This is a genomic window from Variovorax sp. 01N425 (assembly GCF_056399465.1).
In genome coordinates, this window is record NZ_JBFTRJ010000005.1 from 187613 (window position 1) to 209831 (window position 22219).

The following is a 22219-nucleotide window of genomic DNA, read 5'->3' on the forward strand; positions in this document are numbered from 1 at the left end:
AAAAATATACTCATTGCGTATATTTTTTACCTTACTCCATCCTCCAGAACCTCCACCGGGAAGCGCAGCGCCACCGTGGTCCCGCCCGGCGTCGGCCGGATGTCGAGCGTGCCGTTCAACCGGCGCGAACGCGCTTCCATGTTGCGAAGGCCCATGCCGGCGTGGCCGTCGCGGCCGGCGGTGAATCCGCTGCCGTTGTCGGCCACCGCGAGCGAGAGCTGTCCGTCGGCGGCCTCGATGCCGATGCGGACCTTCGAGGCGCGGCTGTGCTTGAGCACGTTGGCCAGCGCTTCCTGCAGCAGCCGCAGGAAGTCGAGCCCGCGCCGGTCGTCGAGGCGGCATTGGTCCAGGCCTTGCAGCGCCCAGGTGCATTCGATGCCGGCCGCCTCCAGCACGCGCGTCGTGCGGTGGCGCAGCGGGGCGAGCCGTTCGGACAGCCGGTCGGTGTCGTCCAGGGCCGAGCTCTCGATGATCAGGCGCAGGTCGTCGCGCACTTCCCTGAGCGCCCACAGCGCGGTGTCGGGCCCGGCCGCGTCGCGGTTTTCGAGCGAGGCGATGTGGCCGCTGAGCGTCATGCCCAGGCCGTCGTGCAGGTCGCGCACCAGGTTCATGCGCTCGGCCAGCCGTGTGTTCTGCAGTTCGGTGGCGTGCTCGCGGTGCAGCACCGATGACAGGCGCTGTGTGGCGTCCTCCACGTGGTGGCGCAGCTCGTCGTTGAAATGCTCGACCAGGCGCATGCCGACCACGAAGCGCCAGGTCAGCACGAAGGAAATGCCCACCAGCATCGCGCTGGAGGACCAGGGCGTGTAGTAGAGGTTGGTGGCCAGCACGCCGTGGAACACGAGCACGTCGTGCGTGCCGGCCGCCAGCGGCAGCAGGGTGCACAGCGCCAGCGCCTGCACCTCGCGCTTGCGCGGCGAGGCCAGCGCATGGCGGCAGATGATCCAGGCACTCAGTGTGTAGGTAGCCAGCGCCACCACCACCGCGGCGCCGCGCACCGGCGACAGCAGCGCGTGCGGCGCCAGCCACAGCGCGGCCGTGGTCAGGCCGGTGGCGCCGCCGATGAGCTGCACCGCACGGCGCCGCCGCAGCCCGCAGAAGCGCAGCGCGAACATCAGGAAGGCGGCGGTGCTCAGCACCAGGGCGGACATGTTGACGGCCTGGTAGGTGTCGGTGCTGCCGAAGGGCCAGGTGCTCCGCGCGATGTAGTTGTAGCCCACCGGCACCCACAGCAGCGAGAACAGGCTGAACCAGCCGTAGAAGGTCTCGTTGCGCCGCAGCAGCCAGAACAGGCCGTAGAGCACGCCCATCGCGAGCGTGATGCCCAGGCTGAGCATGTGCAGCGACTCGCGGATCAGCTGCTCATGCCGATAGTGCGCGTCGGCCGCGGCCGGGCTGTCCACCATCACCGGGCCCAGACCGGGGGCATAGGCCGCAAGGCCCGAGACACGCACCAGCAGCTCGTTGGGCCCGGGGCGCAGCAGCGGCGCGCTCAGCAGCCAGTGGCGCGGATGGTTCCAGCTGCGCGACAGCGGCTCATCGAGCTGCGGGTCGCGCGCCAGCAGCGCGCCATTGAGGTAGACCGCGCCGGCCATCGAGAAATAGTCCATCGCGAGGCCCCGCGGCGCGGGCACGCCGGCCGTGGCGGGCTCATTCCACCGCAGGCGATACCACACCACGCCATCGTGCGCGGGCCAGCGCTCGGCCCAGGCGTCGGGCAGCGTGACCGCGGTCCACCCCCCGGCCGGTGGCGCGTCGGGGCTCGCCGGGTCGGCGCGTGCGGCCTCGATGCGTTCGAAGCCGGGCGCATCGAGCGCGGCGGCCGGCGCCAGGCCCGCAAGCAGGCACAGGAACAGCAGGCCCGCCAGCAGCTGCTGCAGTACGCGGCCGCGCGGGATCAGGGCAGCAGGCCGCGTCCGCGGGCGCTGTGGACGGCCGCGGCGCGCGAGTGCACCGCGAGCTTGCGATAGATGTTCTTGGCGTGGCATTCGACGGTGTTGACCGAGATGAACAGGCTTTGCGCGATCTCGCGATTGCTCTGTCCCTGCGCCACCAGTTCGAGCACTTCGACCTCGCGTTCGCTGAGCAGGCCCTCGTCCGCCGGCGCGGCCGCCATCCTAACCATCTGCCCGGCCGGCGGCGTGGCCATCAGGTGCAGGATGCGCCGCGCGATCACGGGGTCGATGGGTGCGCCGCCGCGCTGCATGCTGCGCAGCGAGAGCTCCAGCTCCACATCGTCGCCGTTCTTCAGCAGGTAGCCGGTGGCGCCGCCGCGAATGGCGCGCAGCACGGTCGCGTCGTCGCCAAGGCTGGAGACGATCACCGACTCGGTCTGCGGCGCATGCGTTTGCATCCATTCCACGAGCTCGATGCCGCTGCCGTCTGGCAGGCCGACGTCGACCAGCGCGAGATCGAAGCGCCGCAGGGCCAGCTGCGCCCGTGCTTGCGCCAGCGAATCGGCTTGCACGCACAGCGCGTGGCCGTGCACCTCCAAGACGATGCGCTGCAGGCGCGAGCGCACGGGTTCGTCGTCATCGACGATCAGGACGTTCAGCAACAAGCGTTCTTCTTTCATCGGGCCATGCCGGCGGCAGGGCGGGCCTGGATTCTCTCAACAACTTCCGTGTCTCACTGGCCGGAGAAGCGCATCGGCACCGTCTTGGTCGTGCCATCGGCCTGCGGCACGCTGACGTTGACCTTGAGCTCGCCCTTGATGCCGGCCGGCGGCTTGCCCTGGAAGGTGCCGGTCTTGGGGTCGAACTTCAGCCATGCGGGCAGCGGCTTGCCGTCGCTGGTCAGGGCCTTGGGCGCCTTGCCCGGCGGCATGGCGGCGGGCAGCGGCACGCTGGCGCTGATCTGCTGCGCGCCGGGCGTGGACTTGCCCTGGTTGACGACGATGCCGCCCGCGCCGCCGCTGATCGTGGTGTTCTGCACGGTGGTGTTCTTCTGCTTGTCCATATAGACGTTCGCCATGCCGCCGCCCTTTTGCTGCTCGAAGGGAGAAGCGGGAGGCTTCGGCGCAGGCGTGGGCGGCGGCGGTACGGCCGGTGGCTTGCCGCTGCTGCCGGGCGTGGGCGGAGGGGAAACCGCCGGCGGCTTGCCGGACCCGGGCGTTGCGGGAGGCGGCGTGGCCGGCGGCTTGCCAGTGCCGGGCGCGGGCGCGGGCGGTGCCGTGATTGCAGGAGCCGGGGCCGGCGCAGGCGCAGGCGCTCCGGCCGGAGGATTCGTCTTGGCGCCCGTCTTGCTGGAAGGCGTCATGGTCGAGCCGGAGGCCGAGGCCGAGAAGCCCACCACCTGCGAGCTGCTGGTGCTGACGGCCGCCTTGGTCTCGAAGCTGCCGCCGGTATCGACCGCCACGCCGTTGGCGGCCGCCACCTGGGTGCCCTCGAGCGAGGTATTGCCGCCCGAGGACAGGCTGATCTTCCCGCCGCCGCTCGTGATGCCGCCGCCCGTGGCGGTGTTGCTGTCGGACTTGGAGGAACCGACGCCGAGCGAGGCCGCGCCGCTGCGGTGGTTGACGGCCGTGCCCTTGTCGGCCGGCGTGCTGCCGACGAAGGTGTTGCCCGTGGCGATGACCTTCTCCTTGTTGCCGCCGCCGCCCGCCGCCGAGACGTCGACGCTGAGCGACTCGCTGCTGGCGATGGTGCGCGCCGCGTTCATCGCCAGGTTGCCGCCGGCCGCCACCGTCACGTCGCCGGCAGTGCTGGCGATGGCCGTGCCGGTGAAGCTGGCGTCGCCGCCGCTGCGCAGTGTCAGCGGTCCGCTGCCGCTCGAGATGCTGCCCGCCACGTCCTGGTCGAGGCTGCTGCGCGACTTGCCGACGCTCACGTCCACGCTGCCGCTGCCGCCCTTCTTGGTCGCAGTGACGCCGGCTGCCACGCCGACCTGCTCGCTGCTGGAGGAGGCCGTGTTCTTTGCCGCCTCGAAGTCGAGCTTGCCGCCTGCATCGACGGTGGCCGCGCCGCCTGCGGCGATGTGGGTGCCTTCCAGGCGCGTGTCGCCCTGCGTCTTGATGGTCAGATTGCCCCCGCTCGCGATGCCGCCGGCCACTGCGGTGCTGGTGCTCTCCCTGCTCTTCTCGCCTTGGTAGCTGACTTCGGCGCTGCCGCCCTTGTTGACGATGTCGGCCTTGACCGAGCCGCCCGCGCTGGTCGAACTGGAACTGCTGCTGCCCGTGTTCTGCGCCGCCTTGTAGTCGAGCGAGCCGGCCTCGAGAGTGACGTCCTTCGCCGCCGCAATCTGCGTGCCTTCGAGCGTGGTCTTGCCGCTGGAACTGCTGGACACGCTGCCGCCCATCCTGATGGTGGAGACGACCGCCGTGCTGCTGTTGGACTGCGCCGCTTCCTTGCCGTACTCGTAGCTCGCCTTCACGCCGCCGCCGACGCCGACGTTCATCGACTGCTTGCTGGCGCCCGGCCCGACCTGCCCTTCTGCCGAGACGCTGGCCGAGGCCTCGCCGTAGACGCCGAGCTTGGCGGTGTGGCTCGTGCTCTCCGAGGAGGCGTAGGTGGTGTCGGCCGCCGCCAGGCTGGTGATGGTCTTGGCCGACTGGTCGAGGTTGCCGCCGCCCTCGATGCGCGTGCCCACGTCGGTGATGCTGTTGGCCGCCTTGCGCGTGATGTTGTTGCCGGCCGAGAGGCCGGAGGTCACGGCTGTCGTCGAGCCTTCAACGGAACTCGCGCTCGTGTTCGATCCATACAGGCCCACCTCGCCCGTGGCCGAGGCATTGGCCTGGGCGCCCGCCTTGGCACCGATGCCCACGCCGGCTTCGGCGCTCGCGCCGGCCTGCGCCTTGCCCGATGCATAGAGGCCCGCGGTGGTGCTGCTGCTGGTGGTCGACACCTGGTGCACGTCGTCCACCGCCTTGAAGCTCATGTCGGTTGCCGCAAGCGTCATGTCCCTGCCTGCGCTCATGGTCGAACCCTCGAGCGTCAGGCCGTCGCGCGCCGTCACATCCAGATTGCCCTTGGCGTTGATGGCCGAGCCCTGGTGCGTGGTGTCGAGCGTGCGCGTGGTGCTCTTGGTCTGCTGGAAGACGTCCAGGTGGTTCTCGCTGGTGGCCGAGGCACCGGCCTGCGCATCGGCACCTGCGTTCGGGTTGCCCTTGCCGCCGGCGGCCGAGGCCGCGGCGCCCACGCCCGACTGCGCCTTGTTGTCGGTGCTGGCCATCAGCCCGATCTTGGTGGTGGTCGTGCTGGTGCTGGAGGTCTTCTTGTCCTCCGCCGCAAGCAGGTTCACGTTCTGCGCGTTCACCGCCGCGTTGCCGCCGGCATTGACGGTCGAGCCCTGCAGCGTGAGGTCCTTCGAGGCATCCACTGCGAGGTTGCCGCCGAAGCTCAGGTTCGAGCCGACGTGGCGCAGGTCGGTGGTGTCGGTGGTCGTGGTGGTGGTCGAGCTGAAGGCCAGGCCCGCGGCACCCTTGCCTGCCGCGCCGGCCGACGCCTCGGCCGAGGCATTGGCGAGCCCGCGCCCCGAGCCGGCCTTCGATGCCGCGGCGGCACTGGCCGAACCCTTGCCGGAGGCGCCGACCTGCATCACGCCCGTGTTCGTGGTCGTGGTGTGGGTCTCGTCGTAGTTGCGGCCCGCGAGCACGTTGACGTTGGCGGCGCTGATCTTGCCGTCGCCCTTGACGTCGACGTTCGAGCCCTGGACGGTGATGTCGTTCTTCGCGGCGAGGCTGGCGTTGCCGCCCACTTCGAGGCTGCTGCCCACGTTGCGCACCGACAGCGAATCCTCGGTCGTCTTTGTGGTGCCGTACAGCGAGCTGTTCATGCCGAAGCCGCTCGCCTTGGTCTCGGTGTGCGTCGTCGTCGTGTTCTCTCGCGCGATGATGTTGAGGTTGTTGCCAGCCTGCAGGTCGGCATTGCCGCCGACCTTGGCGTCGGTGCCGGCCAGCGTGATGTCGTTGCCGGCCTGCGCCGCCAGGTTGCCGCCGACCGTGAGGCCGGACTTCACCTGGGTGATGCTCGTCGTGGTGCTGTCCTTGGTGCCGCTGCCGTGCTTGACCTGGATGTTCGAGAAGGTGCTGCTCGTTTCCTTCTTCTCGATGGTGTCGAAGGTCACGTTGCCGCCGGCCTTCAGGCTCGCATCGGTGCCGGCGTTCAGGGTGGCGCCCAGGTTCGCAATGTCCTTCTTCGCGTCCAGCGCCAGCGTGCCGGTCGATTCGATGCCCGCGGTCTTGCCGAGCACCGTGTTGTAGAAATGCTCGCCACCGCCGCCCTCGCTGGCGGTCTTGTTGACGATGCTGCCCTGCGTCGAGCTGAGGCTCACGTTGCCGCCCTTGATCAGGCCCGACAGGTTGGTGATGTCGCCGGCCGACGCGATCACCAGCGAGCGGCCGCCCACGATGGTGCCGCCGGTGTTGGTCAGCGATGTGAGGCTGAGGTCGGCGTCCTGCGCCGAGATCACGGCGCCGCTGGCGATCTTGTTCCTGGTGCCCTGGGCGAGGTAGACCACCGGCGCGAGCACGGTCTTGCCGCCGATCTCGGTCTGCACCATCCACACGATGTCCTGCCTGAGCGAAGCCTGTTGCTCGGGCGTGAGCGCCTTGCCGTAGACCAGGCCCAGCGAGCCGCTTTGCGTGGCGGCGCTTTCCATCAGCCCCTTCATCTGCGTGTCCGCGCCCTGGTAGCTTGCCAGCACCGCACTGCCCGTCTGCTTGATGATCTGCTGCTTGACCAGCCAGGCTTCGTAGCTGGCATCGCCCAGCCGCATCGACAGCTTGTCGGCGTCGTAGCCCAGGAGGCGGGTCAGGTAGTCCGACCCGACCGAGGCGGTGCCCGCGAGGTAGAGCGGATTGCTTTCCACCAAGTATCTCGCGCCCGGCGACTGCGCGGTCACGAAGTAGCCGTTGGGGTTGGCCGGCAACGCGATGTTGATGCCGCCGAAGGAGGTGCCCCGCACGCCGTTGGCGGCATTGGCGTCCAGGAAGGACATGGCCGGCAGCGGGCGCGTGCCCGTGCTGCCGGTAAAGGCCGCGGCGCCAACAGCGTCGGCGGCGATGCTGGGACCCCGGCCGACGGCGCTGCCGGGCAACGCGCCTTGGCCGACCGTGCGCGGTGTGTTGGTCGACGCGGGCGCCGCAGCTTCGCGCACGCCGTCGAGGTTCTGGTTGCTGCCCACGTCCTGCGCCGTGGAGCCGTTGTTGACGAGGCTGAAGCCCGAGCCGCGCAGGCTCGCGGTGTACAGGCCCGCCCTCAGCACGTTGTTGGCGCTGGACGACTGCGGGCTGTCTTCGTAGCCGCTGGTGTAGCAGACTGCGTCCCATGTGCCGTTGCGGTCGCACAGGCGGTCTCTATAGTCGATCTCGGGACCGAGCGCTATGTATTTTGTCGTGCGCGAGTAGCGCACGACGTGCGTGGTGGTGGTGAGCGCGAGGTTGTCGTTGGTGAACTTCGCGCCGCCGAGCTGGAAGCCGTGGCCCGCATCGTCCACGATGCCCAGGCCCGTATGCAGCGCGCCGTTCGCCTGCGCGGCGTCGTAGGAGAAGCCCTGCAGGTTCATGCTCGCGCCGGCATAAATGGTGCCGCCGATGTTGCGGCCCTCGTGGAAGGCCAGCTGCATGTGGCGCCCGGCCGTGATCTGCGGCGCGACCTCCGGCGGCGGCTCCGAGTAGGACTGCGTGGTGGTGTAGCTGTACTGGTACAGCGTGGCCTCGTCCTTGTTGCCGCCATCCGCGGTGCCCTTGTGGACGTCGTCGCGCGAGGCGATCGCGGTGTGCGCGCTGTCGGGGCCGCGCGTGGTGATGCGCTCGAGCCCCGGCACCTCGTTCTTCAGGGTGGCCGCCACGATCGCGATGTCGTTGCCCGCGTCGATGATGCGGCTGTTGAGCAGCGTGTTCGCGCGCAGCGAAAGGCTGTCGTCGCTGTGGATGTCGCCGGTATTGACGAGCGTGCCGTTGGCCTGGGCCGTGAGCATGCGGCCCGCATACAGCAGGCCTGCATTGTTCAGGTTGCCTGCCTGCGCGTTGGGCGTGGCGGCCGAGAGGTCGAGCGTACCGCCGTTGGCATGCACCTCCAGGTCGTTGAGCGCCGAGATCGCGCCGGTCGCGCCCACCGTGATCGAGGGCGCCTGCACCTCGAGGTCGTGCGCCGAGAACAGCAGGCCGTCGTTGGTGAAGGCATTCGAGACGCGGACCGTGCCCCTGCCCTGGCGGCCGGTGTCCACCGCGGCAAGGATGCGGCCGGTCCTGGCGTCCGCGCCGCTGCCTTCGACCGCCAGCGACAGCGCGGCGGCGTCGAGATCGAGCGTGTACTGCGCCACCATCGCCGCCCGCGCGCCGACGCTCACGTTGCCGATGTCCACGTCGATCGAATCGCCGAGCGCATTGCCGTTCAGCGCCAGCGTGGAATTCGCATCGCCAGCCACGCGCAGCAGGCCGCCGCTTTGCAGCGTGCCGCCGACGGTGGCGGTGTAGCTGTTGGCGCCAAGGGCCTGCAGCGTCAATGCGCCGTTGGCCACGATGTCGCCGTGCCCCGCCGTGCCGTCGGCCTGGCTCGTGAGCCCGCCGTTGCCGACGCCGAGCGTGAGCGCGCCCAGCGACTGCAGCATGCCCGCGTTGGCGATGCGCTGGCCGGACAGCGTGCCGCCGCCGCTGCTCGCGGTGGCCAGCGTGAGGGTCGCGCCGGCCTGGTTGTCCACGCTGCCCGTGGCCGCGATGCTGGAGTCCGCGGCGCTGCCGCCCTGGATCGTGCCCGCGTTCGAGATCTCGCCGACCGAGATCGCCAGCCTGTCGCCCAGCATCAGGCCCGCATTGGCGAGCGTGCTGCCGGTGCCCGAAACGCCGAGCGTGCTGCCGGCCTGCATGGTGCCGGCGTTGCCCAGGCCGTCGGCCGCGCTGACGTTGGCCTGCAGCCGGCCGCCGGTGCGCAGCAGGGCCCCTGCCTGGTTGTCGATGCGGCTCGCGCTGAAGCTCGCATCCCCCAGCGCCTGCAGCGTGCCGCGGTTGGCCAGCAGGCCCGCCACGTTCACCTGGCTCGGCGCCGCGCCGCCTTGCGTGGACAGCAGCCAGGTGCCCGCGTTGTCGAATGCGCCGGCGTCGACGCGGCTGCCGCCCGCGGCCTGGATCCATCCGGCGGACTCGTTGCGCACGCTGTCTGCGGCCAGCGAGAGGCTGCCGTCCGAGAGCAGCTTGCCGCTGTTGCCGAACGCCTCGGCCGCACCGCCGCTGCGGTCCGCGATGCCGAGCGAGCTTGTGGCGTGGATGGTTCCGCTGTTGGCGATGGCGCCATCCACGCGCACGGCCGCGCCGCCGCTGGTGGCGTCCACCACGCCGGCATTGTCCAGGCCCTGCGCCGAACTCAGCGCGACGTTGGCGCCGATGAGCGTGCCGCCCGCCGCATTGCCGAAGGCGCCGCCGCTCGCGAGCGAGAGCGTGCCGCCTGCCTGCAGCACGGCGCCGCCGGCGTTGCGGATGCCGCCCGAAACGTCGGCGCCCAAATTCCCGGCGGCGGCGATGGCGCGGCGGTTGTCCAGTGCGCCGGCCGTGACCGCAAGCTCGCCCGCGGACTGCACCACGCCGCTGTTGAGCAGCGTGCCGGCGATGTCCATGCGGTCGCTGGCGCCGGCCTGCTGCGACAGCAGCCAGGTGCCAGCGTTGTCGAGCGTGCCGGCGCGCACGGCCGAACCCGTGGCCGCCTGGATCCAGCCGCCGCCCTGGTTGCTCAGCGCGGCGGCGTTCAGATCCATGGCGCGGCCGGCGAGCAGGTCGCCGCCGTTGTCCAGCCTCTGCACGGCCGCGGCGCCCTCGCGGCCGGCCACGATGACGTCCTGGGCCGCGCGCACGCTGCCTGTGTTGGCGAGCGTGTCCGCCAGGTGCAGCGTGGCACTTCCGCTGGTCGCAATCACCTTGCCGCTGTTGCGCAGGCTCGCGGCCTCGATCGTGTTGGCGTTGCCGGCCTGCATCCAGCCGCTGTTGTCGATGGCCGCGGCGTGCGTTGCCATTGACTGGCCCGCCAGCAGGCTGCCGCGGTTGTCGACTGCCTGTGTCGCGCCGCCCGCAGCGTCGGCGATGTCGAGGTTGCGGCCCGCGTTGACCTGGCCGCTGTTGGTGATCAGGCCGCTGGCGCGCAGCGTGACGTTGCCCTGGTCGGCCGTGATCGTGCCGGCATTGGCGATGCCCTGGCCGGCCTCGATGGCAAGCTGCCCACCAAGGCTCTGCACGCCCTGGCCGTCGCCGGCCGCGGTCGAGAGCAGGCCGGCCGCGGCCAGGTGCAGGTCGCCGCCGGCCCGCACGGCCGCGGCGCCCAGGGCCAGCTCGCCCGCGGTGGCGCGGGCCTCCAGCGCGCCGGCCGCCTGCAGGCGCGAGCCCTGTCCCGCGTCGATGCGCGCTGCGCTCGCCTCAAGGTCATTGCCGGCAATGAGCGAGGCGCGCTCGAGCGCCAGGCCCCCCTGCGCCGCGCTCAGCCGGGCATCGCGCGCGGCCGTCAGCGTGGCATCGACCAGCGCGATGGCCGCGGCATCGGCGCTGCTGCTCGCCACCAGCACGTCGCGCTGCGCCGACAGGCGGTTGCGCAGCTCGATGCGGCCGGCCGCCGAGAGCGTGAAGTCCTCGGCGCTGGCCGCCGCGTCGCCCAGCATGCGCACGCCCACGCCCGCTTCGGTGGCCATCAGGCGGATGCGGTTGGCGTACATGCCGCCCAGCGCCGAGCTGTCGATGGCGTAGGCCGGTGCGCTGCCCAGCGCATCCGCGCTGCCGGTGATGGCACGCGTGCCGTAGTCCCAGCGGTTCGGCCCCGCGAAGATGCCCAGGTCCTTCGCGTTGACGGCGGCCTCCAGCCGCACCGAGCGCGTCACCAGGTCCAGCACCTGCTGCGCCGTGGCATTGAGGCCGCTGCCCGTCACCAGGATGTTGCCCTGGTTGACGTTGAAGCCGCCGAGCGCGCCGTTCGCGGCGAGGAAGGGCACGCCGGTCGAGAGCGTCACCCGGTCGGTGTTGATGAAGCCGCAGCCCGAGCAGGTGATGCCGTAGGGATTGGCCAGCACCACGTCGGCCTTGTTGCCCAGCACTTCGGTGAAGCCGGCCAGCGTGCTGCGGTTGTTGCTCACCACCTCGTTGAGGATCACGTTCGCCGGCGCGACTATGTTGAAGTTCGCCAGCAGCTGGCCGGCAAGCTGCGACTGGTAGTTGATCTGCTGCGCGCTCGTCGTGTTGTTGAGCACCAGGCCGTTCGCGTTCACGTTGAACTGCTGATAGCGGTTGTGCGACAGCCCGGCCGCATTGGCGGCATTGATGTTGACCACCGTCGTGCCGTTGGGCGAGACGTAGATGGTGGCCTGGCCGCCGGGCGCGAGCACGGCCGAAGGCACCTGCGCCTGCGCAGCCGACAGCGCGGCCGCAAGCACCGCCGCCGCGGCCAGGCGCGAACGCTTTTTGCTGGCCTTGTCCTTGCCGTGCCCGCGTGCGCTTTCGGCGACGGCGGCCCAGCAGCCGGAAGCGGCATTCCAGACGACGCGATAGATGTGGTTCATGAGAGGCCTTTCAGCGCGGGTTCAGAGCGAATAGGACAGGCGCACCCCGACGCGCGTCGATTCGCGCTTCATGGGGGCCGGCAGGTGGAGGGCGCGCGAAGCGAAAACGTCCACACTGAGCCCGCGCCACAGCAGCGAGGCACCGAGCGTGGCGCCCGACATCGAGCCCGAGGGCACGCCGTCCGCGCGGTTGCTCACGCGGCCGAAGTCGTAGCCGGCGTAGACGCGGCCCGTCAGCGCCTCGCCAGCCGCCACGGTTTGCCAGGGCCAGGCGAGCTCGTTGCGCCAGTAGTAGCCGTTGTCGCCGCTCAGCGTGTTGAGCAGCGAGCCGCGCACCGAGGCGATGCCGCCCACCAGGATCTGCTGCGAGCCGTACAGCGTGTCGCGGCTGTGCTGTCCGCTGAACTGGCTCGACCACACGAGCGGCTGGCCGCCGGCCTCGAAACGGCGGCTGTAGCCCAGGTCGAGCGTGAACTTGCTGAACTGGGCATGCGGCAGCTTGTCGGAGAGCCCCGGCTGGTCTTCGAGCGCGCCCAGGATCGACAGGCCCCGCACGAAGCCGAGGCGGGCGTTCAGCACGCCGCCGCCCAGCTGGGTGAAGGCCGCGGCGCCGAGGTCGAGCGTGCTCAGCGTGCGGCTGCTCACCGAAAGGAACTCGCCGCCCAGGAAGTTGCGGCTGTCCTGCACCGCGAGCCGGGCCGACATCGACAACCGGCTCGCCTGATCGCGGTACACCACGTGGTCGACGCCAAGGCTCTGCGTGGCGGTGCGCCCTTCGGAAGCCAGCTTCCTGCCGCTCGGAAGCACCAGCGTGTTGGTGTAGGCGCTTTCGCTCGCGTCGAGGCTGAAGGTGCTGTAGCCGAAGGGCACCGAGGCGCGCAGCGCCGTCATGGCCGAGTTGTGCTCGCGGTCGTGCGGCACCGACTGGCGGCGCGTGATCGCGATCAGCTCGTTGAAGCCCAGCAGGCCGTCGAGGCTGAGCGTGGCCGAAGCGCTCTTCTCACCCGTGGCCGGCGTGCCGGTGTTGTCGTAGCTCGTGAACAGATGCACCGGCAGGCGCGCCTTGTTGCGCACCACCACCACGCTGCGGCCGGGCTGGCTGCCGGGCTGCACGTCCAGCGTGGCCTCGTTCGAGGACAGGCTGTTGAGCTGGTCGATGCCCTGCTCCAGGTCACGCAGGTTCAGCAGGTCGCCGGGGCTTGCCGCAAAGGCGCCGCGGATCGACACCGCGCCGGCGCTGCGGCCCGTCTGCTGCAGTTCGAAACGCTCGATGCGGCCCTCCACCACCGCGATCTCGAGCACGCCGCCGCGCAGGTCCTGCGCGGGCAGGTAGGCGCGCGTGGTGATGAAGCCGCGGTCGATGTAGCTCTTGGTGAGCGCCGCCAGCACGGCTTCGAGCTCCGCTGCGCCGAGGCAGCGGCCCGCGTAGTCGCGCGTGATGGCGGCGCGAACGTCCTCGGGCAGCCGGCTCGCGCCGCCGATGCGGATCTCGCGGATGTCGCGGCACGGCGCGCCAAGGTCGGGCACCGACACCTTCGGCTCGATGGACCTCAGGTCGGTGCCGCCCGGCGGCGGGCGCTGCGGCAAGGCACGCTCCTGGTCCTGGCGCAGCCGCTCCTGCTGCTGGCGCTCGATGAGCTGGTTCTGCCGGTCCAGCGCGCCCGGGTCGATCTGCGCCTGCGCCGGCAGGGCCACCGCGGTCAGCACACAAAGTGTCAGTACATGTATTTTTTGTGTCTGCCGCAAGGGGCGGCGCCGGCGCTGGGCGAAGGGCATGGTTCGGGTCCGTTGCGAAGCCGGCACCGAGTGCGGAATGCGCGCCCCGCAAGGGACCTCAGCGTGGCTTCCTAAGGCCGCGAACTGTTACATGTGGCTGCAGTTCTGGGAATCACGGAATCCGGTGATTTGTGCCTGGCGGCCTCACGGCTGGCCCCCTTGCGCCTCCCGCACCAGCGCCGCCCCCTTCTCCGCAATCATGATCGACGCAGCATTGGTGTTGGTCGACACCATCGCCGGCATCACGGCGGCGTCGATCACGCGCAGCCGCTCGATGCCGCGCACGCGCAGCTGCGAGTCCACCACCGACCGCACATCGCCACCCATGCGGCAGGTGCCCGCGGGATGAAACACGGTGCCGCCCTTGTGGCGCGCGAAGGCCTCGAGCGCGGCATCGTCGGCGGCTTCGCGCCCCGGCAGGTATTCGTCGTCCGTCACCAGGTCGCGGAAGGCCGGCTGGCGGTAGATCTCGCGCAGCATCCTGAGGCCCGCCACCAGCACCTTGGCGTCGTGCGGATCGCTCAGGTAATTGGAAACGATGCGCGGCGGCGCCAGCGGATCGGCCGAGCGGATCTGCACCGTGCCGCGCGACAGCGGCCGGCACTGGGTGGCCGAGGCCGAGAAGCCCGAGAAGCGATGCAGCGGATCGCCGGGCTTGTCGACCGACAGCGGCATCACGTTGAACAGCACGTCGGGCCGGCCGCCCTCGGCATGCGGGCTGCAGACCATGCCGCCGACCTGCCCCGCGCCCACCGTGAGCGGGCCGCGCTGGCGGAACAGCCACTGCGCGCCCATGGTGGCCAGCGCGAGCGGGTTGCGCACCTGGTCGTTCAGCGACATGCGCTTCCTGAGCCTGACGATCACGCGCGCCTGGTAGTGGTCCTGCAGGTTCTCGCCGACCTGCGGCGCATCGGCCTGCACCGCGATGCCATGGGCGCGCAGCAGGCCGGCCGGGCCCACGCCCGACAGCTGCAGCAGCTGCGGCGACTGCAGCGCGCCCGCGGCCAGCAGCACCTCGGTGTCCGCGCGCGCGTTGCGCAGCTCGCCGTCCTGCAGCCATTCCACGCCGACCGCGCGGCCCTGCTCGATCAGCACCCGCGTCACGTGCACGCCGGTCAGCACCCTGAGGTTCGGCCGGGCGCGCACCGGCGCCAGGAAGGCCGTGGCCGCATCGCAGCGCCAGTGGCCGCGCAGCGTCAGCTGGTAGGCGCCCAGGCCTTCGGTGCGCGCGCCGTTGAAGTCCGGGTTGCGGCCGTGGCCGGCCTGCACGCCCGCCTCGATCCAGGCGGCGCAGTAGGGATGTTCGTTGCGCAGGTCCGAGACGCACAGCTCGCCCGAGGCGCCGTGGTATTCGCTCTCGCCGCCCTGGTAGCGCTCGGATCTCTTGAAGTACGGCAGCACCTCGCGAAAGCTCCAGCCCGTCGCGCCCGCCACGGCGGCCCAGTCGTCGAAGTCGGCATGCTGGCCGCGGATGTACAAGAGCCCGTTGATCGCGCTGGAGCCGCCCAGCACCTTGCCGCGCGGCCACACGATGGCGCGGTTGCCCGTGGCCTCCTGCGGCTCCACGGCAAACTGCCATGAATAGCGCGGATCGTAGATGGTGCGGAAGTAGCCGATCGGCATGCGCAGCCAGAAGGCGCCGCCCTCCCCGCCCGCCTCGAGCACCAGCACGCGGCAGCGTGCATCGGCGCTCAGGCGGTTGGCCAGCACGCAGCCGGCCGAACCGGCGCCGACGATGATGTAGTCGTAGCCGCCGGCGCCCGCCGTCATGCCTTGACGGTCTCCAGGAAGGGCTTGGCGTCGAAGTACTGCTCGGCCTTCAGCGCGCCCTGGATGTTGGCATTGGCAACGAAGAAGTCGGTCACCTGCTGCAGCCACTTGGTGACCGTGCCGTCCTGGTAGCGCGTGCGCCACTCGGCGGTGGTGTAGTACTTGGAGGCCTTGAACTGCTCCTTGAAGTCCGCCAGCGGCACTTCCTTGTACTGGGTCTTCTGCAGCATCTCGGCCGCGGCGTCGGGCTTGCCGGTGACCACGTCGTTGACTTCGGCCCATGCGGCGATCAGCTTGGCGATGACCGCGCGGTTCTTGTCGTAGTAGTCGTTGCGCGCGGCCCAGCCGCCCATGATGGCGGCCTCGGGGAAGAAGGCCGAGGCATCGATCAGCTTGCGCGCGCTCGGCAGCTTCTGGCGGATCACCGAATCGAAGGGCACCCACAGCGCCACCGCGGGCACCGCGCCGGAGATGAAGGAGGTGACGGCCTCGGTCATGCGCTGGTTGACCAGCTTCACGTCCTTGGCCGGATCCAGGTTGCCCGAACGCAGCGCGCGGTCGAGGAACACGTGCGCCGTGGTGCCCGTGGTGGTGGAGATCTGCTTGCCCTTGAGGTCGGCCACGGTCTTGATGCCGGCGTCCTCGCGCACCCACAGCTGGGCCGTCGCATACTCGATGTTGTTCATCAGGAACACCTTGCCCTGGCCGCGCGCCGGAAAGTTGGACACCACGGCGCCGGTGGACAGCATGTCCAGGCTGCCGCCGATCATGGCCTGGAACAGCTCCAGGCCGGTGGTGAACTGGATCATCTCCAGTTCGAGCCCCTGCTTCGCAAAGGCGCCGCTCTCCTGCCCGATCCAGATGTGGCCGTCCACGGCCGGGGTGTGCAGGTAGCCCACCTTGACCTTGGTCCGCGCGTGGGCGAAGGCCGGCATGCCGCCGGCCAGTGCGGCCGCGCCGGCGGCGGCGGCCTGGATCAGTTGTCTGCGTCGAAGGGCCATGGTGTGTCTCCTGTGGCGGGGTGGTGAAAGCAGCTAGTCCGACATGCGCACGGCCTGCCTGGCCTGCGCGGCGTATTCCTGCATGACGAGCTCGCGGATGTGGGCGCGCAGCTCGGCGAAGCGCGGGTCCTCGTGCAGGTTCTCCGCGCGCGGATAGCCGAAGGGAATGTCGATCACGGTGCGGATGCGCGCCGGCCGCGCCGTGACCACGACGATGCGCGAGGACAAATAGATCGCCTCTTCCACCGAGTGCGTGATCAGCATCACGGTCTTGCCGTCGCTCTGCAGCACCTGCAGCAGCAGGTCCTGCATGGCCGAGCGGGTCTGCGCATCGAGCGCGCCGAAGGGCTCGTCCATCAGCAGGAACTCCGGCCGCACCGCGTAGGCCCGCGCAATCGCGAGCCGCTGGCGCATGCCGCCCGACAGGTGCTTGGGAAAATGCCCCGCAAAGTCCGACAGCCCCATCAGCTGCATGTAGCGCTGCACGATCTCCTCGCGCTCGCTGGCCGGCACGCGGTTCGCGGAGAGCTTCAGGCCGAACTCGATGTTCTGGCGCACCGTGAGCCACGGGAACACGCCGTACTCCTGGAAGATCACGCCGCGGTCGGGCCCGGGCGCGGCCACCGGTTTTCCATCGAGCAGCACCTGCCCGCTGGTGGGTTGGACGAAGCCGCCGACGATGTTCATCATCGTCGTCTTGCCGCAGCCCGAGGGGCCGATGATCGAGACGAACTCGCCGTTGCGGATGTCGAACGACACGTCGTCGAGCACGCGCATGGGGCCATGCTCGGTCGGAAAATCGACCGACACATGGTCGAAGCTGATGCGGATGGGTTGCTGTGGCGTCATGGCGAAGCGGCCCTCCTTCAGGCGATGCGGTCCTGCCAGGCCACCAGCCGGCGCGTCGCAAGGCGCAGCAGCAGGTCCATGACGAGCGCGATCACGCCGATGCAGATGATGCCCACGTAGATGATGTCGAGCTGGAAGAACGACGAGGCGTTCTGGATCAGCGCCCCCAGGCCCTGCTGCGCCGCAATCAGCTCGGACGCGACCAGCGTGGCCCACGCCACGCCGAGCGCCACGCGCACCGCCGTGAGGATGTGCGGAATGGTCAGCGGCACGATCACCTTGCCGAAGATCTCCACATCGCTGGCGCCCAGCGTGCGCGCCACCTTGATGTAGATCGGGCTGATCTGCGCGATGCCCTCGTACATGACGATCACGCCCGCGAAGAACGAGGCATAGAAAAGAATCGCGGTCTTGGCCGCCTCGCCGATGCCGAAGTACACGATCACCAGCGGGATCAGCGCAATCGGCGGCAGCGCGCGGAAGAAGTTGATGACCGGATCCATGAAGCTGCGCAGGCCCTGGTACCAGCCAAGGCAGAAGCCCACCGGCACCGCCAGCGACACGCCCAGCGCCACACCGACGAAGACACGCTGCGTCGACATGTAGATGTCTTCCCACAGCCTGCCGCGCGACAGCTCGACGAACTTGGCCAGCACCATGTGCGGCGCCGGCACCAGTGCGGGATTGACCAGGCCGCTCGCGCGGATGGCGTACCAGAGCGCCAGGATCAACAGCCACGGCGCCACGATCAGCAGCGCGCGCATCAGCGGGGAAGAGGAGCTTCTCATCGGCGGTTTGTCTCTCGTTGGCGGACTGGGCCCGTAGGCTTCCGTCTCTGTCAATCTGTCATACTATAGACCATACGTTTGATTGATAAAACATGTCCGCCAAGTTTCTCGACAGTCCGATGCCGCGCTACCACCAGCTGGCGGACCTGCTGCGCCAGCGCATCGCGCGCGGCATCTGGCCGCGCGAGCACCGGCTGCCCTCGCTCGAGGAACTGACGGCGGAATTCGGCGTGGCGCGGGTCACGGTGCGCCAGGCCATCGACCTGCTCGCGCGCGAGGGCCTGGTGTCGCCGCAGCAGGGCCGCGGGACCTTCGTCACCGGCAAGCCCAACCGCGACCGCTTCATCAGCGTGGTCACCAGCCTGGACGAGCTCGCGCGCGTCTACGAGGACACGCAGCCGAAGATCATGAACATCGACGAGGCCGCGACCTCCCCGCCACTCGCGCCGGGCGAAGGGCAGCCCGCCGCGCGCTACGCCTTCATGCGCCGCGTGCACTTCCGCGACGGCCGCGCCTACTGCGTCATCAACATCTACCTGGACGAACGCATCTTCCGCAAGGCGCCCGAGAAGTTCCGCACCAGGACCGTGATCCCGCTGCTGATCGCGATGAAGAGCGTGAAGATCGCCCAGGCGCACCAGGTGCTGACCATCGGCACGGCCGACATGGAAGTGGCCGGGCTGCTGAAGCTGCCGATGAACGCGCCCGTGGCCGAGGTGCGCCGCATCTTCAAGGACGCGGAGGACACCGTGATCTACCTGGCCGACGTCACCTACCGCGGCGATGCCATCCGCGTCGAAATGAACCTGAAACCATGAAGCCGCTGCCCCTCTCCCCTGTCCATGCCGCGCGCGTCGAGGCCTTCGTGTTCCGCTGCCCGATCGCCACGCCCGTGCGCACCTCGTTCGGCACCATGCATGACCGGCCGGCCGTCTTCGTTCGCGTGGAAGACCGCGACGGCGCCACGGGCTGGGGCGAGGTCTGGTGCAACTTTCCTTCCTGCGGCGCGGAGCACCGCGCGAAGCTCGTCGACAGCGTGATGGCGCCGCTGCTGGCGAGCCGCGCCTTCGACGGCCCCGCCGAAGCCTTCGACTGGCTGACGCAGCGCACCGCCGTGCTCGCGATCCAGTCCGGCGAGCCGGGCCCGATGGCGCAGGTGATCGCGGGCATCGACCTGGCGCTGTGGGACCTGTGCGCACGCCGCGCCGGCCAGCCGCTGTGGCGTTACCTGGGCGGCGCGCACGACGGCGTGGGCGTCTATGCCAGCGGCATCAATCCCGATCGGCCGCAGGACCTGGCGGCGGCGCGGCTCGCCGAAGGCTACCGCGCGTTCAAGCTCAAGATCGGCTTCGGCCGCGAGCGCGACCTGGCGAACCTCGCCGCGATGCGCGAGGTGCTGGGCCCCGGCCTGCCGCTCATGACCGACGCCAACCAGGCCTGGAGCCTGGACGAGGCCCGCGCCATGGCGCCGCAGCTGGAGGCCTTCAACCTCGGGTGGCTCGAAGAGCCGCTGCGCGCCGACCGGCCGTGGCACGAGTGGCAGCAGCTGTCGCAGGCCACGGGCATTCCGCTCGCGGCCGGCGAGAACATCGCGAGCCCCGCGGCCTTCGATGCCGCCATTGCGCAAGGCGTGCTCTCGGTGCTGCAGCCCGACAGCGCCAAATGGGGCGGCATCTCGGGCTGCTGGCCCGTGATCGCGCGCGGCCAAGCCGCGGGCCTGCGCTACTGTCCGCACTACCTGGGCGGCGGCATCGGCCTGCTGCATTCGGCCCATCTGCTGGCCGCAGCCGGCGGCAGCGGCATCCTCGAGATCGACGCCAATCCCAATCCGCTGCGCACTGCGCTTGCGCCAGCGCTGTCGCGCGTGACGGAAGGCCGCTGCAGCCTGGGCGAGCAGCCGGGCATCGGCGTGGCGCCCGACCTGAACGCGGTGGCGCAGCTGGCCGCGGCGGGCTGCTGACTCAGTCGGTGCGGCTGGCCGGCAGCACGACGGTCATCAGCAGCCTGGCATCTTCCAGCGCATGCAGGCCGTGCGGCACGCCGCCCGCCAGATAAATAACTTGGTCGGCCTCAAGCACCCTCGCCTCGCCGTCCAGCTGCACCTCAACCTTGCCGCGCATGCACTGCAAGGTCATCGAGGTCGAGACGGCATGCGACGGAACCTGCTTGCCGGCCGGCAGCACCAGCCACATGAGCTCGATGTCGCGGGCCTTCAGCAGTGCGCAGGTTTCCGTCGCCTGCCCGTCGAGCGTGCCGAGGTTCACGACCTGGCCGGAGGATGCGTGAGAAAGTGCCATGCGGGCAGTGTGGCAACGCGCGCGGGCGCTGTCCAGAGGGCCGTTCTCCGGAACGACCGGTCCACCTCCGGAACCGGACCTTCGCTGACGTCGTCGACGACATCCGCAGAGTTTCAGTACAACTCGATGGTCTGGCGCAGCAAGCCTGATGGCTCGGCACTCGGCCCGACGAGGATCTCGACTTCGCCCGGCTCGAACACGGGCTGCAGGTCCGGCCCGAGGTGGCGCAACGCGGCCGCCGGCAACGCCAGATTCACCGAGCCAACGTCGCCCGGCTTCAAGCGCAGCTTTGCATAGCCCTTGAGCTCCAGCAGCGGCCGGGTGACGCGGCTCAGCTTGTGGCGAACGAACAGGAAGACCGTCTCCTCGGCCTCGCGCACGCCGACGTTGCGCAGGCTGACGCTGATCTCAAGCAGGTCCTGCTCGCGCACGCGCCGCGGCTCGACCTGGAGCGCGTCGTAGTCGAACCGGCCGTAGGTCAGGCCATGGCCGAAGTCGTACAGCGGCGTGTTGGGCACGTCCAGGTACTTGCTCGTGAAGTGGTCGGCGGGATTCATCGGCCGGCCGGTGGGACGCTGGCCGAAATGGATCGGCACCTGCCCGAGAGCGCGCGGCCAGCTCATCGGCGTGCGACCGCTGGGCGGCACCCGGCCCGTGAGCACGTCGGCAATCGCATGGCCGGCCTCGACGCCGAGGAACCACGCAGCCAGCAGTGCATCGGCGTTTTCAGCCAGCCAGGGGACGACGAGCGGCCGGCCCGAGAACAAGATGGCGACGACAGGGATGCCGAGCGCGCGGGCGCGCGCCGTCACCGCTTCGGCCAGCGCCTGTTGCCGGCCCGGAAGCGCGGGCGTGGCGCGGCTCGCCGCCTCGCCGCTCATGGTGGCGCGCTCGCCCAGGCACAGCACGACCGCGTCGGCGCCGTCGCACAGCGCGATGGCCGCTTCGATGCCGCTGTCGTCGCCGCCCTCGATTTCGACGCCGGGCGCATGGCGCATGTCGGCCTGCGGCAGCGCGGCGCGCAGGCCGGCCAGCACGCTGACGGCCGGCTCGTGTTCGCCGGCGCCCCACCACGGGCCTTTCATCTCGGTGCTTGCATCGGCCAGCGGGCCGATGACGCACAGTGCCTTCGGTGCCACAGGCAAAGGCAGCGTGTCGCGCTCGTTCTTCAGCAGGACGATGGCCTTGCGCGCGGCGTCGCGCGCCACCGTGTGCCGTTCGGCAACGGCTGCCGCGGGTTCCGGCGTTGCGCCGCGGCGGTAGGGGTCGTCGAACAGGCCGAGCTGCTCCTTGAGCCGCAGCACGCGGCGCACGCTCGCGTCGATCTCCTCGATCGTCACCCGTCCCTGTTCGAGCGCGATCGGCAGGCCCTTGCGATAGGCGTCGGCCATCATGTCGATGTCGACGCCGGCCTTCAGCGCCAGTACCGCGGCATCGACGAGATCGGCCGCGACGCCGTGCTTGATCAGCTCCGCGATCGCGTTGTAGTCGCTGACGATGACGCCGTCCCAGCCCATCTCGCCGCGCAGCCAGTCGCGCAGCAGGGGGATGTGCGCCGTCATCGGCACGCCGTTGAGATCGGTGAACGCGGGCATCAGCGTTGCGACGCCGGCGCGCACCGCCGCTTCGAAGCCCGGCAGATGCACCTCGCGCAGGGTGCGCTCGGAGATGTCCACCGCGGCGTACTCCCGCCCCGCGGTGACTGCGCCGTAGGCGACGAAATGCTTCGCGCAGGCGGCCAGCGATTCGGCCGACGACAGGTCGGCGCCCTGGAAACCGCGCACCTTGGCCCCTGCGATGCGCGCGTTCAGCCAAGGGTCTTCGCCGGGTCCTTCCGCGGTGCGGCCCCAGCGCGGATCGCGCGACACGTCGAGCATCGGCGCGAAGGTCATCGCCAGGCCGTCGGCGGCGCCTTCGCGCGCGGCTTCCCGCGCCGTGCGCTCCCAGAGGTCTTCGTCGAAGCTGCCGGCCTCCGCCAGCGGAATCGGAAAGAGCGTGCGATGGCCGTGGATGATGTCCAGGCCGATCAGGAGCGGAATGCCAAGCCGCGACTTCTCGACCGCCAGCCGCTGCATCTCGTGCGTGGGGCCGGCGCCCACCATGTTCAGCAGATTGCCGACGCTGCCGTCGATGATCGACTGCGTGGAGTCCCCCGCGAGCACCGGTCCGGTGACCGTGTAGCTGGAGGCAGTCATCGTCAGTTGACCCAGCTTTTCGGCCAGCGTCATCCGGGCCATGAGTGTGTCGATGCGGCTCATCAGGGATTTCG

12 protein-coding genes are annotated in these 22219 nt (G+C 70.1%); 2 read left to right on the forward strand and 10 right to left on the reverse strand.

Going from position 1 to position 22219, the window contains the following annotated elements; all coding sequences use genetic code 11:
• Positions 1-26 precede the first annotated feature (26 nt).
• From AC1DSC_RS10855 to AC1DSC_RS10890, 8 genes are all read right to left on the reverse strand, one after another.
• Positions 27-1988, reverse strand: coding sequence for a sensor histidine kinase (locus AC1DSC_RS10855; RefSeq protein WP_062364811.1), 1962 nt, complete (start codon positions 1986-1988; stop codon positions 27-29).
• Positions 1898-2560, reverse strand: coding sequence for a response regulator transcription factor (locus AC1DSC_RS10860; protein ID WP_018907199.1), 663 nt, complete (start codon positions 2558-2560; stop codon positions 1898-1900). The genes AC1DSC_RS10855 and AC1DSC_RS10860 overlap by 91 nt, the downstream gene beginning before the upstream one ends.
• A gap of 68 nt (positions 2561-2628) precedes the next feature.
• The gene (locus tag AC1DSC_RS10865) at positions 2629-11469 is read right to left on the reverse strand and encodes a hemagglutinin repeat-containing protein (RefSeq protein WP_062364812.1); all 8841 of its coding nucleotides are present in this window, start codon (positions 11467-11469) and stop codon (positions 2629-2631) included.
• A 21-nt stretch (positions 11470-11490) separates the two neighbouring features.
• The gene (locus AC1DSC_RS10870) at positions 11491-13176 is read right to left on the reverse strand and encodes a ShlB/FhaC/HecB family hemolysin secretion/activation protein (protein WP_018907198.1); all 1686 of its coding nucleotides are present in this window, start codon (positions 13174-13176) and stop codon (positions 11491-11493) included.
• Between the two features lie 213 nt (positions 13177-13389).
• Entirely contained in the window at positions 13390-15015 is a 1626-nt protein-coding gene (locus tag AC1DSC_RS10875; protein ID WP_018907197.1) for a GMC family oxidoreductase, read from the reverse strand.
• A complete protein-coding gene (locus AC1DSC_RS10880; protein WP_436288741.1) occupies positions 15012-16016 on the reverse strand; it encodes an ABC transporter substrate-binding protein in 1005 nt (334 codons plus the stop codon). The genes AC1DSC_RS10875 and AC1DSC_RS10880 overlap by 4 nt, the downstream gene beginning before the upstream one ends.
• Positions 16017-16049: 33 nt before the next feature.
• A complete protein-coding gene (locus AC1DSC_RS10885) occupies positions 16050-16865 on the reverse strand; it encodes an ABC transporter ATP-binding protein (protein WP_278879931.1) in 816 nt (271 codons plus the stop codon).
• Positions 16866-16882: 17 nt separating this feature from the next.
• A complete protein-coding gene (locus AC1DSC_RS10890) occupies positions 16883-17653 on the reverse strand; it encodes an ABC transporter permease (protein WP_369664989.1) in 771 nt (256 codons plus the stop codon).
• Positions 17654-17745: 92 nt separating this feature from the next.
• On the opposite strand from AC1DSC_RS10890, the gene AC1DSC_RS10895 reads away from it, so the two are divergent.
• Positions 17746-18471, forward strand: a complete 726-nt coding sequence (locus AC1DSC_RS10895; protein ID WP_278880660.1) for a GntR family transcriptional regulator — start codon at positions 17746-17748, stop codon at positions 18469-18471.
• Entirely contained in the window at positions 18468-19613 is a 1146-nt protein-coding gene (locus AC1DSC_RS10900; RefSeq protein ID WP_278880661.1) for a mandelate racemase/muconate lactonizing enzyme family protein, read from the forward strand. The genes AC1DSC_RS10895 and AC1DSC_RS10900 overlap by 4 nt, the downstream gene beginning before the upstream one ends.
• Position 19614: 1 nt before the next feature.
• Here the strand turns inward: AC1DSC_RS10900 and AC1DSC_RS10905 are convergent, their stop codons facing one another.
• Both AC1DSC_RS10905 and AC1DSC_RS10910 read right to left on the reverse strand, forming a co-directional pair.
• Complete coding sequence (locus tag AC1DSC_RS10905) at positions 19615-19950, reverse strand: cupin domain-containing protein (protein ID WP_369664988.1); 336 nt, start codon at positions 19948-19950, stop codon at positions 19615-19617.
• A gap of 113 nt (positions 19951-20063) precedes the next feature.
• On the reverse strand, positions 20064-22208 hold the full coding sequence (locus tag AC1DSC_RS10910; protein WP_436288740.1) for a glycoside hydrolase family 3 N-terminal domain-containing protein: 2145 nt from the start codon (positions 22206-22208) through the stop codon (positions 20064-20066).
• Between the last annotated feature and the right edge of the window lie 11 nt (positions 22209-22219).